This is a genomic window from Cytobacillus sp. SAFR-174, assembly GCF_051964675.1.
Classification (GTDB): Bacteria; Bacillota; Bacilli; order Bacillales; family Cytobacillaceae; genus Cytobacillus.
In genome coordinates, this window is record NZ_JBQCMZ010000003.1 from 185599 (window position 1) to 200010 (window position 14412).

The 14412-nt window shown below is 44.0% G+C and carries 10 protein-coding genes; 9 read left to right on the forward strand and 1 reads right to left on the reverse strand.

What is annotated here, in order from left to right:
• The first annotated feature begins 9 nt into the window (after positions 1-9).
• The 3 genes from ACTHRG_RS04830 (at position 10) to ACTHRG_RS04840 (ending at position 5211) form a co-directional block, all read left to right on the forward strand.
• Complete coding sequence (locus ACTHRG_RS04830; RefSeq protein ID WP_076257266.1) at positions 10-2133, forward strand: ADP-ribosylglycohydrolase family protein; 2124 nt, start codon at positions 10-12, stop codon at positions 2131-2133.
• 36 nt (positions 2134-2169) lie between these two features.
• Positions 2170-3219: a LacI family DNA-binding transcriptional regulator gene (locus ACTHRG_RS04835; protein WP_076257267.1), complete on the forward strand. Its 1050-nt coding sequence runs from the start codon at positions 2170-2172 to the stop codon at positions 3217-3219.
• 288 nt (positions 3220-3507) lie between these two features.
• Positions 3508-5211 (forward strand): methyl-accepting chemotaxis protein, encoded by a 1704-nt coding sequence (locus ACTHRG_RS04840; RefSeq protein WP_440230659.1) that lies wholly within the window; start codon positions 3508-3510, stop codon positions 5209-5211.
• Positions 5212-5260: 49 nt separating this feature from the next.
• Here the strand turns inward: ACTHRG_RS04840 and ACTHRG_RS04845 are convergent, their stop codons facing one another.
• Positions 5261-6295, reverse strand: a complete 1035-nt coding sequence (locus ACTHRG_RS04845) for a LysM peptidoglycan-binding domain-containing protein (protein ID WP_440230660.1) — start codon at positions 6293-6295, stop codon at positions 5261-5263.
• 304 nt (positions 6296-6599) lie between these two features.
• Between ACTHRG_RS04845 and ACTHRG_RS04850 the strand changes: the two genes are divergently transcribed.
• The 6 genes from ACTHRG_RS04850 (at position 6600) to ACTHRG_RS04875 (ending at position 14014) form a co-directional block, all read left to right on the forward strand.
• Positions 6600-7490: an acyl-ACP desaturase gene (locus ACTHRG_RS04850; protein ID WP_076257270.1), complete on the forward strand. Its 891-nt coding sequence runs from the start codon at positions 6600-6602 to the stop codon at positions 7488-7490.
• Positions 7491-7780: 290 nt separating this feature from the next.
• Positions 7781-8137, forward strand: coding sequence for an STAS/SEC14 domain-containing protein (locus tag ACTHRG_RS04855; protein ID WP_076257271.1), 357 nt, complete (start codon positions 7781-7783; stop codon positions 8135-8137).
• A 336-nt stretch (positions 8138-8473) separates the two neighbouring features.
• Complete coding sequence (codB, locus tag ACTHRG_RS04860; RefSeq protein ID WP_076257272.1) at positions 8474-9742, forward strand: cytosine permease; 1269 nt, start codon at positions 8474-8476, stop codon at positions 9740-9742.
• Positions 9732-10997, forward strand: a complete 1266-nt coding sequence (locus ACTHRG_RS04865) for a cytosine deaminase (RefSeq protein ID WP_076257273.1) — start codon at positions 9732-9734, stop codon at positions 10995-10997. The genes codB and ACTHRG_RS04865 overlap by 11 nt, the downstream gene beginning before the upstream one ends.
• A gap of 271 nt (positions 10998-11268) precedes the next feature.
• Complete coding sequence (locus ACTHRG_RS04870; RefSeq protein WP_440230661.1) at positions 11269-12888, forward strand: ABC transporter substrate-binding protein; 1620 nt, start codon at positions 11269-11271, stop codon at positions 12886-12888.
• Between the two features lie 58 nt (positions 12889-12946).
• Positions 12947-14014 (forward strand): M42 family metallopeptidase, encoded by a 1068-nt coding sequence (locus ACTHRG_RS04875; protein ID WP_440230662.1) that lies wholly within the window; start codon positions 12947-12949, stop codon positions 14012-14014.
• Positions 14015-14412: the final 398 nt, after the last annotated feature.

Here is a 14412-nt window from a genome sequence, read left to right on the forward strand (position 1 = left end):
GTTGAGAATATGTTACCTGAAAACTATTTAGAAAAGGTGTATGCCGGTTTCTTAGGAATGAACGTAGGAATTCGGCTTGGTGCACCACTGGAGCCAAATGAATGGTCATATGAGAAAATACAGGAACTCCATGGTGATATCAGGGGATATGTGAAGGATTATAAAACCTTCTCTGCTGACGATGACGCAAATGGTCCGGTTTATTTTATCCGGGCATTAATTGACGATGCTCGCGGAAGGGATCTGACACCCCAGGATGTTGCAAGAGCATGGTTAAACTATTCGCGTGAAGGAATCGGTATGTTTTGGTGGGGTGGAGATCAGATCAGCACGGAACATACGGCTTATCTGAATCTGAAAAAAGGCATCCCTGCACCACAGTCTGGTTCGGCAGAAGTCAACGGCATCATTATGGCTGAACAAATTGGCGGGCAGATTTTTATTGATACATGGGGATTGCTGTTCCCGAATAATATTCAAAAGGCAGCAGATTATGCAGAGTTAGCGGCAAGTGTATCTCATGATAAGAATGGATTATACGGCGCGCGTTTTATGGCGGCGTGTATTTCGAAAGCCTTTTCAGCTAAAAGTATGGATGATATTATCAAAGCAGGACTGTCCGTAATTCCAAAAGATTCCACGTACTATGCTGTCGTTAAAGCTGTGATCGATTTTTATCAAAAGCACCCTGAGGAAGAGGATTTCCGGAAGTGCCGTCAGTATTTAGAAAAAGAGTGGGGTTATGATAAGTACACTGGAGTATGCCATATCATCCCGAATGCCGGAGTATGTGCCCTGGCTCTCATGTATGGAAAAGGGGATTTGGCCCGGACAGTTGAAATCGCTACTATGTGCAGCTGGGATACGGATTGCAATGCAGGAAATGTTGGAACCATCGCAGGAGTTTTCGCCGGTCTTGATGGAATTCCAGGTCATTATCGTAAGCCAATCAACGATATGATCGCGACATCCAGCGTGTCTGGCTACTTGAATGTGCTGGATATCCCGACCTTCTGTAAGGAACTTGCCGTTCTTGGCTATCAAGTGAATGGGCAGGAAGCACCTCAGCGATTATTGGAGAGTGTTCGAAACGGTGAAGTTTACTTTGATTTTACCTTGCCGGGATCAACACATGGCTTTAAGACGAATAATGCTTTTAAGACGTTATTGGGCCCATGCAGTGAAATAGGAACTGAGGAACACCGAGGTTCATTGTCTGTTCTTTTTGACAGATTTATAGAAGGCGATTTCAGTAAAATATTTTATAAGCCATTCTATCGCCGTGAAGAATTTAATGATGAAAAATATAAGCCGACTTTTGCGCCTACTGCATACAGCGGACAAAAGGTTTCTGCAAAAGTTTTTATGGATAAATGGCAAGGCGGGGCAGATGTTTATTTGACTCCTTACGTCCGCAATAGTTTTTCAAAGGAAGACATGAAGTTGGACCGCATCACATTATGCCATCAGGAATGGCTTGATATTGAATTTGTGATTCCGGAGACTGATGGTGCATTGATTGACGAGGTTGGCTTTATTGTTGAAAGTCCTTCCCCTTCAGATAATCGTTCATTTGGAAAGTTTTACATCGGTGAGTTTCGAATCCTTGGAAATGCAGACTACTCCATCGATTTTGCCAAACAAGCCGTGGAATTCAAATGTGTAACACCTTTTGCTCACCACCGTGGTGAATGGACACTGGAAAATGGTTTTATGATGGCTGCTGCAGGTGAGGAAGATGCTTCTTCCTTTACAGGGAACTATTACGGCCGTGACCTTGAACTGGAAATAAGCTTTCAGCCTGTTTCTGGCACAAGCCATGGGATTATATTTAGAGCAATTGGATCCGAACGTTATTATTGGGCAGGTTTTGACGGCAGCAATCAAGTCTCATTAATAGAAAATAACTTTGGTTTCAAGCGTATAAGAACAGTTCCATATGAATGGAATCATGAAACTATTTATGATATTAAAGCTGTCAGCAAGGGAAATGCCGTACAGGTCGAAATCAATGGCGAGCAAGTCCTGGCTTATGAAGGCTTGGAAAATGCATATGGAATGATTGGATTTGGCCTGCTTGAAAAAGGGGAAGCAAAATTCCATCGTTTCCACGTTAAAGAAACGAACGAATAGTTTAAGACAGAAAAATCCTTTCAAAGGAGAATTTTCGTGAGAGAGAAACAAACAACGATTCGAGATGTTGCAAGAGAGGCAGGCGTTTCCGTAGCGACCGTGTCCAGGTATTTGAATAATAATGGATATATCAGTCAAAAAGCGGAGATGAAAATTCGTGAAGTGATGGAGCGCCTAAACTATCATCCAAATGAAATCGCGAGAGGGTTAGCGAAAAAGAAAACTCGGACGATTGCTCTGATTATCCCTGATATCACAAACCCATTTTTTCCGGAGCTTGTGGTGGCAATTGAAGAAGTGGCAAAATCGAAAGGCTACAGCATCATCTTAGTAAATACCCAAGCCGGGGATATGGACGATAATCATTTTTGGAAGCAGCTTCAAAACCGATATGTTGATGGTTTTATCTTGGCATCGTTTGAAATGAGCGAAAAAGTCGTAAAGGCTATTGAAAAATTAAAAATACCGTTTGTAAGAATTGACCGGGCAGCGGAAAATAACACCTTTGACTCGATAGGATTAGATAACTATAAAGGTGCCAAGCTGGCTGTTGACCATTTGATTGAAGTCGGCTGCAAAAAGATTGCCCATATCAGCGGGCCGGGGTCGTTCCCTCCATCGTCTGAACGGAAGCGGGGATATGTGGAGACTGTCACGGACAGAGCAATGAGGAATGGAATAGCTTCTCCAGAGGATTCGGTCATCGTATACGAAGGGGACTTTACATTGGAAAGCGGCAAGCTGCTGACTCAAATCCTTATGAACGAGCATAAGGATGTCGATGGAATATTCCTGGGCAATGATTTAATGGCGATTGGCTGTCTCAAAGCACTTAAACTAATGGGCTACCAGGTTCCAAAGGAAGTCGCCATAATCGGCTTTGACGGAATCAAGCTAACCGAAATGGTAGAACCGGAAATTAGTACAATTGAACAGCCCATCTATGATATCGGGGTAGTATCCACTAACAAACTTATTCGTAAAATTGAGGGGTTAGAGGATGATAAATCATTCCCTGATGAGCCTTCTCTGGACATTCGTCTAGTTACAAGACCCTCCACACTTGGGTTTGGGAAATATAGGTAAATCCGATAGGGAATGTAATGTTTTTAGAGTAAAAACGGTTCTTTTTATAAAAATGAAAGATCGCTATGAACTGAGCCAGCCTTGGCAAGTCCATAGCGATTTTTTGTTTATCATTCCGAAAATAATTTAAACTTATTTACCTTTACCTTGCTGACTAACCAGTCAGGTTTTAATTTGAGTCATGAGTTTGAAGAAATTAATTTAATAAGAAAAAATACCTAGATTAATTCGACTTATTGCCGATAATTAAATTGTGCATAGTGTAAAGAATTAAAAAGGGGAGCCAGCATGATGAACAAACATAGAAACATTAAGATCGGATGGAAATACGGGGGCACCCTGCTGGTCGTATTTATCCTTTTCGGCATTGCAACAGCTGTTGTATTAGGATTGGTAAAGAATATTGGCGATAATGTAAATGCCCTGGAGCGGCGTGGAGACCGGGCGGTGCATATTACGGAAATGGGTTCGCTTACCCGTGCGAAGGCAATGAGAGTATTTGAGTATTTATACAAGCCTGAAACAAAGTTCATGGATGAATTCCAGGATCGGCGGGAAGAGTTTAATGAGATGGAAGAAAAAATCAGAGAAAAAATGGATACGGAAGAGAAGCTGGTCATTTTTGATCAGATTGTCGCTTACGATAAACAGTTAAACGATCTTTTCTATAGAAAACTCGTACCTGCAATGGATAAGGGCGACACAGAAGCAAGTGAGCAATTCGCAGGCGAGGCGAGTGAAATCCAGCTAAAAATCGTCCAATTATTAGACGAACTGCAGGTAATGGTGAATGAGGAGCGGGCGCAAGCCGTTAAAGCTACAAAGGAAAGCCAGATTAAAACCTTTAATACGCTTATTATTTCTATGCTGATGGCCGTTATCCTCGGGGCGCTAATCACATTCTTTATCAGCCGGATGGTATCGCGTAATCTGAATGAAGTTGTGGGTATAACCAATCGCATCGCCAAAGGAGAACTGGATGTTCCGGAAATCCAATACAGGGGAAAAGATGAGATCGGCCGTCTGGCAGAGGCTGTAAATACTATGAGCCATAATCTGAGAACAACGATCCAGCAGGTTTACGAGGTATCACAGATGGTCAGCAGCCAAAGCGAAGAGCTCTCACAGTCAGCAGAAGAAGTAAAGGCGGGGTCCCAGCAGGTTGCTTCTACTATGCAGGAGCTTGCATCGGGATCGGAAGCACAAGCGACACATGCTTCTAATCTTTCATCCTTTATGGAGGCATTCACAGATAACATGCAGGAAGCCAGTTCAAGTGGGGAAGCTGTGTTTGAATCTTCCAGGAAGGTCATAGATATGACCGCAAAAGGCAGCAGATTAATGGAGGCTTCGATTCAGCAGATGGGCATTATTGATCAGATTGTCCAGGATGGTGTTGGAAAGATGAAAAGCCTGGATGCCCAGTCACAGGAAATTTCGAAGCTCGTATCCGTCATTAAGGATATTGCAGATCAGACCAATCTATTGGCACTTAATGCGGCAATCGAAGCAGCGCGTGCGGGTGAACAGGGTCGCGGGTTTGCTGTTGTGGCAGATGAAGTGAGGAAGCTGGCGGAAGAGGTTACTATGTCGGTAACAGACATTACGGGCATCGTTTCCAGTATCCAGACTGAATCAGCTAATGTCGCAGAATCCTTGCAGGGCGGTTATCAGGAAGTTGAAAAGGGCACAAGCCAAATTAAAACAACCGGAGAGACCTTTACAGAAATCAGCACTGCTATTAAAGAAATGGCGGACAGCATTCAATCCATCACAGAAAAAATGGAAACCATGGCGGGTAAAAGTCAGCAAATGGGAGCATCCATTGAGGAAATTGCGTCTGTTTCTGAAGAAGCAGCTGCAGGAATTGAACAAACATCCGCTTCATCCCAGCAGACAAGCAGCAGTATGGAGGAAGTATCGCGGAGTTCTGAGGAGCTTTCGCAAATGGCAGAAGAGCTTAATAGGCTTGTTGCCCGATTCAAACTATAAGAGGGAACCGCCGGTGTGTTTGCACCGGCGGTTTTTTCATTTCAGGTGCCTAATAGAATCTCTTAAATCCATCGAAGTGTTTCTTATAATAAGAGTTTTCGAGGCTAGTAATCTCCACGCCATTGGAGCTTGCATGGATGAACTGGTTATTTCCTATGTAAAAGCCCATATGGGAAATGCCCTGTCTGTATGTATTCTCGAAAAATACTAAATCACCTGGCTGTGGCTGGCTAATATAGTACGAGCGGCTATAGTAGCCGTCTGTTGAATACCTTCCAAGCTTTGAGCCGCTTTTATTTAATACATAATAAATAAATCCGCTGCAGTCAAACCCATCTGGCGCAGTCCCTGCCCACTTGTACGGAACACCGATATATTTCTGGGCTTCAGCCAAAACAGCAGCTGCAGAACTGCTTTCTTTTATCACTTCTTCAGCCGGTTTTTCTGTTGCAGGCTTTTGGCCTATTGTGAGTTTTTGTCCAATAAAAATCATGTCCGAGCTAAGCTTGTTCCATTCTTTTATCTGCTGAACAGATATGTTATTTCTGCTGGCAATCAGGCTTAGTGTATCACCTTTAACCACTGTGTAATTTCCGGAACCTCCAGAAGGAGCAGCAGCTGGGGGAGGTGCCGGAGCAGCAGAAGGCTTTTTATCATTATTGCCTGAAGCCGTTTTTGACACCTTTAATACTTGTCCAGGATGAATAATATGATGAGTAAGCTGGTTCCAGCTCATTAAATCTTTTAAATTGATTTTATGATTCAGAGCAATTTTAGACAAAGAATCGCCTGATTTAACTGTATATGTATTGGCTGCACTTGGACTGGCAGGAGCCGGAGCTGGCGGTTTAACAGATTGAACGCTTTTTGCAGTGCCGGGCACTTGGAGTGATTGATTAATATAAAGAGAATCTGAGCTTAATTTGTTAATAGTTTTAAGCTCTGTCACAGTGGTTTTGTATTTTACGGCTAACTGATATAGAGTGTCCCCCTTTTTCACCACATGTGTATCAGCCGAAGCCTTAGCGGCAAAACCTGAAGATAGCATAGCAGCGGCTGCTAGTGTGACAATCTGTTTTTTCACTTTTCCAATCCTCTCCCGTCGACATATTTTAGATAATTTTACCACAATCATTGTCCGAAAGAATTATATTTTTACATTCTTATACAATAAATTTACAGAAATAAATGACTGTCGGCCTATGTCGAAACGAATGCTGTCAACCGCTGGAGATTAGCGTCGAAAGGACGCGGAAATTTGCATGTTTAAAGAACTAATTTCCTGAAAATTCGATTTCCATATTAGTTAGTTAACGTGCAAATGTGATATAGTTGAATTAGTAACAGGTCATAATAGTTAGCAATAAAATAGCGATGGAGGTCTACACTTGTTAACAAATCATCTTGATTTTCGTCTGGAGCCGAAGGTAAGGGAATTGTATGAGGAGCACAAAAAGCGGGCTGAAAAAATAGATTGGGGCTATCACGAATTTCTCCCATGGGATAAAGCACAGGATTTCAGGCGTGTACCTTGGGATGAAAGCCAGGTGACGCTTCCGGAGTCAGTTATTACTGCTGTGGAGACAGCTCTCCTGACAGAAGTGAATCTCCCATGGTTCACCTCTTATTTAGACCAGACCTTTAAAGGGTCATTGAGTGTTATTAAGGAATTTGTGCATACCTGGACAGCGGAAGAGGATCAGCACTCCAACCTGCTTGAAACCTATCTGTTAATCACGCGGAATGTCCATCCGGGAAGGCTTCACCAGCTTCACAAGCAAACAGTGGAAAACGGCTGGAATCCCGATTTCCATACCCCATTTGAAACAATGGTCTATACCTCCATGCAGGAGCTGGCCACCATGGTGTTCTACTATAATGTAGCGAAGGTAGCGGGTCCGCATGATAAGGATTTGTCCACCTTGCTGAGGCGTTTGGCCAAGGATGAGACCCTGCATTATACCTTTTACAGAGACGTTATAAAGCATCACCTGCAATTGGAACCTAACTATTGCTACTACCTCGCGAACGTCATCATGAACTTTAAAATGCCGGGTGCTGTCATGCCTGATTTTGAGAACCGAATGGCTATCATCGCAAAAGAAGCCAACTACGGTCCGCTTGAATACTTTGATCAGGTTCTAGATGTCATTATCGACTATTGGGAAGTTGAAAAGCTGCGGCCGATAGCACCTGAAGCAGAGAAAGCAAGACTTGATATCTTAAACTATCATGCCCGACTCAAAAAGGTCCGGGATCGATTTTACAGCAAGAAATAATTTATAGAACCGGCGCGTTGGCTGGTTCTATTTTTGTTGGGAAAAAAGCGAATTGTGAACGCTGCAAATAGAATTTGGATATCTGCAAATAGAATTGTGAACTTGCAAATAGGGTTTTTCATTCTGCAAATAGAATCGCAAACATGCAAATAGGGTTTTTCATTCTGCAAATAGAATCACAAAAACTGCAAATAGCACACTCCATTACCAATAAAAAACTCATCACTGCTAGTTTCGCAGCCCGCTTAAGCGGGAATTTACCTCAATAAAACCATTTGGAGGTAACCATTATGCTTCAATTCATAGAATCCCGCTCTCCATCTACCATCGCCCTCGCATTCAATGGCAATGCAACAAAGGAAGATGCTGAAAAATTGGATCAATACGTGAGAGAAAATTTTAAAGATGATCAGAAATTCAATATCCTCGCCATCATGACGGATGTAGACGGAACAACTTTCCAGGGTGCCACGGAAGGAATGGAATTTGATATAAAAAGGTGGAAGCAGTTTAATAAATTCGCTGTTGTCAGTGACAAAGACTGGATTGGCACTGTTTCAAAGGTCACGAACTACCTGCCGGGGATCACGGTTGAATACTTTGAAGGCCATCAGCTTGAGGAAGCCTGGTCGTGGATATTGAAATAGCCTCATAAGAGCTATTTTCGATCGCAGGATATCGGGCAGTGACAACAGGTTCGCAACCTGCTACACTAGTCCCCTAGAAAATTCCACCTTGACACTGCTAATCTTTTCTGAAATAATAGTAGACAATTAAATACTGGTACCTTTAAATCAGTCCCGTGAGGCTGACAAGGACAGCGGAAGTATGATGACCAATGGGTGAGGTGTATCCTGCCCAAGGTTCTTCATGCAGGAAAAAGGCTTCTTGTCGGAAAACGGCGAGAAGCCTTTTTCTTTTTCCATCCACTTACTATCGAAGATCCTTCGGTACCAGTTCACAAAACGATTGGAGGAATTGGTATGAAAAAAGTAGATTTGGATTTTTCGTTAGAAGCGGTACCTCAGGGACACCGCAATGGATTTTGGAAAATGCTTGTGGTGATGCTCGGCCTGACCTTCTTCTCGGCCAGCATGTGGTCAGGCGGAACGCTTGGAACAGGATTAACCTTCATTCAATTTATCGGAATCGTTCTGGCAGGCAACTTGATTTTAGGTGCTTACACAGGAGCACTTGCCTATATCGCTGCGAAAACCGGCCTATCAACGCACCTTCTCACCCGCTATGCTTTTGGTGAAAAAGGATCCTACCTATCATCCTTCCTGCTTGCTGCCACTCAGGTTGGCTGGTTCGGAGTGGGGGTAGCGATGTTCGCGCTACCGGTTCAGAAAGTAACAGGAATTGATGCGTATTTTCTGATTGCGGTGGCAGGTCTCCTGATGACTGGCACAGCCTTCTTCGGTATGAAGGCACTGGCAATCTTAAGCTTCATAGCAGTACCTTTAATCACTATTCTTGGAAGCTTCTCCGTTTTTAAAGCAACTGAAACAGCAGGCGGCCTGGAAGGGCTAATGCAATATCAGCCAACAGAGGCCATTAGCCTGGCAGCGGCTTTAACGATTTGCGTCGGCTCATTTATCAGTGCAGGCACGCTGACTCCTGACTTCGCACGTTTCTCAAATACAAAGCGTTCAGCAGTAGTATCAACTGTCATCGCTTTCTTCATCGGAAACTCGATCATGTTCCTGTTCGGTGCAATCGGTGCGATCGCAACAGGGCAATCGGATATCTCAGAAGTCATGTTCATCCAGAAGCTGATTTTCCCGGCGATTCTGGTTCTTGGTTTAAACATTTGGACAACGAACGATAACGCTCTATATGCATCAGGTTTAGGATTTGCGAGCATTTTGAAAATCCGAAAAGGAAAGGTTGTCATCTTCAACGGGATTGTCGGAACGATTGCGGCCATGTGGCTGTACAACAACTTCGTTGGATTCCTGACGATTCTGGGATCAACGCTGCCATCCATCGGAGCTATCATTTTAGCAGATTACTTTATCGTAAATCGCGGCGAGTATAAAAAGTTTGCAGATATGAAGTTTAAGGCCGTTAACTGGATTGCCATCCTTGCCTGGGCAGCCGGTGTAGCCGCTGCAAACTTCGTGCCGGGAATCCCGCCAGTCAACTCGCTGTTAGGATCAGCAATCACATTTGTCCTGGCATCAAAATTGGCTGCTTCATTACAAGGCAGAAATACAGTTCGGGAAGGGGAACTAAGAAGTGATTATTAAAAACGCGAAACTAAGAGGCCGGGAAGGCTTATGGAATATAGCGATACGAGATGGAAAGATTCATAGCTTATCACAAGGGGAAGCGGTTGCCGGCCAGGAAATCCTTGATGCTGCCGGATCCCTGGTTTCGGCACCCTTCATCGAACCCCATATTCACCTGGACACAACATTGACAGCAGGCGAGCCGGAGTGGAACCAGAGCGGCACCTTATTCGAAGGCATCCAGAGATGGGCACAAAGAAAAGAAACCCTGACACATGAAGATGTGAAAACAAGGGCCAAAACGGCATTGAAATGGCAAATTGCACAGGGAATCCAGCATGTCCGCACCCATGTGGATGTAACAGACCCCAGTCTGACTGCCTTAAAAGCCCTGCTGGAAGTAAAAGAAGAAATGTCCGACTATGTGGACCTACAGCTGGTAGCTTTCCCGCAGGAAGGGATCAATTCGTATCCAAGCGGCGCCGAGCTCATGGAGGAAGCGCTGAAAATGGGGGCTGATGTGGTGGGAGGCATTCCTCACTTCGAGTTCACAAGGGAGTACGGCGTGGCTTCAATGAAAACGGCCTTTGATCTTGCAGAAAAATATGACCGCCTTGTCGATATCCACTGCGATGAAATCGATGATGAACAGTCACGCTTTGTGGAAGTGGTGGCTGCGGAAGCCTATGAACGCGGATTGGGCAGCCGGGTAACGGCAAGCCATACAACGGCAATGGGCTCGTACAATGATGCTTATACCTACAAACTATTCAGACTGTTAAAGTTATCAAACATTAACTTCGTCGCAAACCCGCTCGTAAACATCCATCTGCAGGGACGCTTTGATACATATCCGAAGCGCAGGGGAATTACAAGAGTCAAAGAACTGCTCGAAGCAGGGCTAAATGTAAGCTTCGGCCATGACGACATCTTTGATCCATGGTATCCGCTTGGCACCGGCAATATGCTGCAGGTGCTCCATATGGGCATACATGTGTCACAGCTGATGGGGTATGAGCAAATTGTTAACTCGTTTGATCTTATTACAGATAACAGTGCCAAAACTTTAAATATCGAAGAGAAATATGGAATTGAAGAAGGGAAGCCGGCCAACCTGATTATTCTTGATGCGGAAAATGAGTATGAAGCAATCAGGAGGCAGGTGGCTGTGAAGTATTCAGTTAGAAATGGAAAAATAATTGCTGAAACAAAACCCAGCCAGACATCAGTGGTGTTTGGTGAAGAAAAAATGAATGTAGATTTTCATAAATGATAGAAGGATGACTGGCTCAGACTGACTGGGTCAGTTTTTTTGTTATCCAGAAAATTATTAGAAAATCCAGAATTTAATGTAATCGCTTACAACCCTAATGGTAAAGAAGCTGGTAAAACAAGCTTTCAAAAATAAGTATTTCGACTCTAAAAATATAGTAGAATATTTCGATAATCTAATATATACTAATTTTTATTAAAAAGTATGAAAAGTCTAAAAATAAGACTTTATCTTACTTTCATCTACATAAAAATCACAAGGGGGAAAAACAATGAAAGGCAAGTCTTCACTGGTTTTAAGCATTTTACTGATTCTTTCATTACTGCTTTCAGCATGTTCCGGCAGCGGTGAAAAAGCATCCGGAGGCAGCAGCGGCGATCCAAAAGAGGGCGGTTCACTCATTTATGCCCGCGGTGCTGATGCGATTGGGCTGGATCCCATCAATGTAACGGATGGCGAATCTATCCGTGTAACAAGCAATATTTTTGAAACATTGTTTGTATATGACGAAAATCTTGAAGTCCAGCCGGGATTAGCGGAATCTCACAAAGTCTCTGACGATGGCCTGACATGGACCATTACCCTGAAAAAGGGCATCAAGTTCCAGGACGGAACGGATTTTAATGCAGATGCAGTCGTGTTCAACTTCGATCGGTGGATGGATCCTGAAAACCCCTACCACAAAGGGGATTTTCCATACTACCCATTCTTGTACGGGGGCTTTAAAGGAGACCCGAACCACAAGATCGAGTATGTAAAAGCAGTTGATGAATCAACAGTAGAGTTTAAATTAACGGAAAAGACAGCTCCTTTTATAAGCTATTTGGCTATTCCTATGTTTGGAATCGCAAGTCCGGCGGCCATTGAAAAGCATGGTGACAAATTCTATCAGCATCCAGTGGGAACAGGCCCGTTCGAATTTGTCAGCTGGAAAACCAATGACAAAATCGTCCTAAAGAAAAATGAAAATTATGCAGGAGAAGGTCCATATCTGGATGAACTGATTTTCCGCGTCATTCCGGAGAATTCCTCACGTCTTACTGCTCTTCAAGCGGGTGAAGTTGATATCATTGATGGGCTGAATCCCGATGATGCCACGACCATTGAAGCGGATTCAAACTTAAGTCTTGTCAAGCGCCCAAGCTTTAACATCGGCTACATGGTTCTGAATACACAAATGGCGCCTTTCGATGATGTTAAAGTCCGCCAGGCAGTCAATATGGCCATTGATAAACAGGCCATTGTGGATGCTTTCTATAATGGCTATGCCGAAGTGGCGAAAAACCCATTCCCATCTGTGCTTTGGGGCTATAATGACAGCATTGAAGACTACAAATTCAATGTGGAAGAGGCGAAAAAACTATTGGCAGAAGCCGGTTATCCAGATGGATTCAAGACCCAGCTTTGGGCGATGAGCAACCCAAGACCGTATATGCCGCAGCCGATGAAGGTGGCAGAAGCCATCCAGTCCGATCTGAAGAAAGTTGGCATCGAAGCCGAAATCGTAACCTATGAATGGGCAACGTATCTTCAAAAGTCAGGAAACGGGGAACATCCAATGGGCTTATACGGCTGGACAGGTGTTATGGCCGATCCGGATAACTTCCTGTTCCCGAACCTGAGTGCAACGAATACGGAGAAACCTGCCAGCAACCGTGCGTTCTATGAAAACGAAGAATTTACAAAGCTTCTGCAGGACGCCCGTGTAACATTTGATCAGGAAGAACGGGCAAAGCTTTACCAGCAGGCTCAGGAAATCTTCCACAAAGATGCCCCGTGGGTGACGCTTGCACATACAACCCCGCCAATCGCAATGGCGGCTTATGTCCAGGGATTCACTGCACACCCAATGGAAGATGATGACTTTACGAAGGTTTACTTGACGAATTAACAGCCAGAGCCCCTGCGTTTGCGGGGGACTCTTTGCATATTTAAGGGAGGGTTTCACTGTGTATGAATTATTAAAAGGGTTATGCGATATCGTAGGTCCAAGCGGTTTTGAACAGGATGTCCAGCGATTTATTTTAAATGAAGTGAAGGATTATGTGGATGAATACCACGTCGATTCGGTCGGGAACCTGATTGTGAAAAAGAAAGGAAATAACCCGGATTTTCCTTCATTAGTCATTGCAGCCCACACCGATGAAATTGGATTTATCGTAAAAAAAATCGAGGATAACGGTTTAATTCGATTTGAGAAATTAGGCGGATTTGATGACCGTATTCTTTTATCACTGCCGGTTAAGGTTCGATCTGAAAAAGGCGCTGTAGATGGAGTGATTGGAACCATTTCTGCCCACTATGTGAAATGGGATGATCCAAAGCGCATTTCCAGCCACCGCGATCTTTATATTGATATCGGCGCCCGTACAGCAGAAGAAGCCGCGGAAATGGGAATCAAGATTGGACAGCCCATCAGCTATGGCACTGAATTCAAGAAAATAGGAAGTAACCGCGTTACCGGCAAAGCTTTGGACGACCGGGCAGGCTGCGCCCTATTGATTCGTCTGCTCCAAAACATTGGAGGAAGCGGGGCACAGCATGGTGACATTTACGGTGCCTTTACGGTACAGGAGGAAGTTGGGTTAAGAGGAGCGTCCGTTGTATCTGCAGCGGTAGAACCTGACTTTGCGCTGGCACTGGATACAACACCAACCAGCGACACATTTGACGTGCTCATGACAGGCACAAGAATCCTTGGCAATGGCCCTTGCATCAAAATCGCTGATAAATCACTGATTGCCCATCCGCTTGTCACTCAGCACCTCGAAAAAGTGGCGGCAGAAGGAGATATCCCATATCAGCATGAAGTCTTCATGGGAATCGGAACAGATGCAGGTGCCATCCATATGACAAACAAAGGCGTCACAGCAGGGGTTATCTCCATCCCGTCCCGCTATACACATACGCCGATTGAAGTAGTCGACTTGGATGATATGGAAAACTCCTACAAGCTGCTGCACGACTTTGTGGTGACATTGAATCAGCTGAAGGGGAAGACGTTTTTGGATACATAATCTTTTCAAAGAAGACAGGGGGGCATGCTCTCTGTCTTTTTTTTGTAGACAGCAGCCGTGCGAAATGGGCTATTTGCAAGATTCCACTCTCTATTTGCAGATTTGGCTATTCTATTTGCAGATTCAACCGGTCTATTTGCAAAATGAACTTCTCTATTTGCAGAATTCCCGTTTCTATTAGTAATGTTCACACTCACACATCACATCTGCCAAACTCCGTAACTGGAATCAGTCTATCTTCCTTTTCTATTAAAGCAGGCAGTGTATGCGTGCTGGATTGCTCTATTTGCAAAAATTCCATCTCTATTTGCAGGATTCCCATTTCTATTAGTAATGTTCACACTCACACATCACATCTGCCAAACTCCGTAACTGGAATCAGTCTATCTTCCTTTTCT

What these genes read in the sequence shown, in the direction of transcription:
- codB (WP_076257272.1), top strand. Translation starts at nt 8,474, where the DNA reads ATGAAAAAAGTAGATTTGGATTTTTCGTTAGAAGCGGTACCTCAGGGA.
- ACTHRG_RS04840 (WP_440230659.1), top strand. Translation starts at nt 3,508, where the DNA reads ATGATGAACAAACATAGAAACATTAAGATCGGATGGAAATACGGGGGC.
- ACTHRG_RS04830 (WP_076257266.1), top strand. Translation starts at nt 10, where the DNA reads ATGTTACCTGAAAACTATTTAGAAAAGGTGTATGCCGGTTTCTTAGGA.
- ACTHRG_RS04855 (WP_076257271.1), top strand. Translation starts at nt 7,781, where the DNA reads ATGCTTCAATTCATAGAATCCCGCTCTCCATCTACCATCGCCCTCGCA.
- ACTHRG_RS04870 (WP_440230661.1), top strand. Translation starts at nt 11,269, where the DNA reads ATGAAAGGCAAGTCTTCACTGGTTTTAAGCATTTTACTGATTCTTTCA.